Origin of the sequence: Streptomyces cupreus, from assembly GCF_014257025.1 — a bacterium.
Classification (GTDB): Bacteria; Actinomycetota; Actinomycetes; order Streptomycetales; family Streptomycetaceae; genus Streptomyces; species Streptomyces cupreus.
In genome coordinates this window covers 1-1,790 of the sequence record NZ_JACMSF010000155.1, presented here as the reverse complement: position 1 = coordinate 1,790, position 1,790 = coordinate 1, and the positions used below count along the sequence as shown (strand labels likewise).

1 protein-coding gene is annotated in these 1,790 nt (G+C 68.4%); it reads left to right on the top strand.

Annotated elements, in window-relative coordinates; translation table 11 throughout:
* Nucleotides 1-95: 95 nt before the first annotated feature.
* Nucleotides 96-1,748, top strand: a complete 1,653-nt coding sequence (locus H4N64_RS44045; protein WP_186288241.1) for an IS1182 family transposase — start codon at nucleotides 96-98, stop codon at nucleotides 1,746-1,748.
* The last annotated feature ends 42 nt before the right edge of the window (nucleotides 1,749-1,790 follow it).

Sequence of the window (1,790 nt, the reverse complement as noted above, 5' to 3'; positions counted from 1 at the left end):
GACGCTGTTGGTTAATTCGGGCCTGTGCGTGACGTCGGCCTTCAAGACGCGGTTGTGGTCTTGAAGGCCGACGTTGTCGTATGGGGTGGGTGCGGGTGTCGATGCAGCCGAAGGGGTCTGGGGAGATCCCGGCGGAGACGGTGCGGGTGGCGCGGGCAGCGTTCCCGAAGGGGAGCCTGGCGATCCGGGTGAGGGACGAGTTGGGTGTCCTGTTCACCGATGAGCAGTTCGCGGGCCTGTTTGCGATGCGGGGCAAGCCTGCCTGGTCGCCGGGGCGGCTGGCGCTGGTGCTCGTGTTGCAGTTCGTGGAGGGGCTGACCGACCGGCAGGCCGCAGAGGCGGTGCGGGCCCGGATCGACTGGAAGTACGCGCTGGCACTGGAACTGGCCGATCCGGGGTTCGACTTCTCCGTGCTGTCAGAGTTCCGGGACCGGCTGGTCAGCGCCGACGGTGGCCGGCCGGTGTTGGACGGCATCCTGGCCGCCGCTCGGGAGAAAGGGCTGCTCAGCCGTGGTGGCAAGGCGCGGACCGACTCCACGCATGTGCTGTCTGCGGCACGGGACCTGAACTGGCTGGAGCTGGTCGGTGAGAGTCTGCGGGCGGCACTGAACGCGGTGGCGCGCACCGAACCGGACTGGCTCAGCGCGCACGCCCTGCCGGACTGGTTCACGCACTACTCGACCCGGATCGAAGACTCCCGTTTCCCCAAGGCCCAGGCCAAGCGGGCCGAGGTGGGGCGCCGGATCGGCAGGGACGGCATGCGGCTGCTGGAGATGATCTGGACCGATGACGCTCCCTTGGCGCTTCGGGCACTGCCGGAGGTGGAGCTTCTGCGGCAGCTGTGGATCCAGCAGTTCCACCTGGTGGAAGGCGAGGTGGAGCGGCGGGACCCAAAAGACCGGCCGCCGGGCGCAGAACGCCTGGTCACCCCCTATGACATCGAGGCCCGGGGGAGCGTCAAACGCGACACCTTCTGGGACGGCTTCAAGGTCCATCTCACCGAGACGTGCGAGCCGGGGACGGTGCACCTCGTCATGAATGTGACCACCACCGCCGCCACCGTGCCCGACGACCGGATGGCCGCCGTCGTGCATGCGGGCCTTGCCGAACGGGACCTGCTGCCCGGCGAGCACTGGGTCGACACCGGCTATGCCAATGCCGGCGCCCTGGCCGCCGCCCAGCGTGATCACGGGATCGCGCTGCACGGACCGCTGAAGTCCGTGACCGTCCCGCACGCCCGTGGCGAGGCCGCCTATGGGCAGGACGCGTTCACCATCGACTGGGACAACCAGAACGTGACCTGCCCGAACGGCGTCACCAGCACACAGTGGCACCAGCGCCGTTCGGAAGACGGGCTGCCAGCCATCAGGGTCCGGTTCTCTCCGGCTGACTGCCGCACCTGCCCCCAGCTGCGGGCATGCGTCAACTCCCCCAAGGCCCAACGCCGGGAGATCAACCTCAAACCCCGCGAGGAATACGAAGCGCTTCAGCAGGCCCGCAAGCTCCAGCGGACCGATGAGTGGAAGGACCGCTACAAGATCCGTGCTGGGGTCGAGGGCACTATCTCCCAGGCAGTACAAGCCTGCGGTCTGCGCAGATCCCGCTACCGCGGTCTGGCCAAGACCAGCCTCCAGCACCAGCTCACCGGCGCCGCGATCAACCTCATCCGCATCAACGCCTGGCTCACCGGCCAACCCCACGCCCGCACCCGCACCAGCCCCCTCGCAGCACTTCGCCCCGCCGCATAACGACGGGGCGAAGCAACCAGGCCCGAATTAACCAACAGCGTC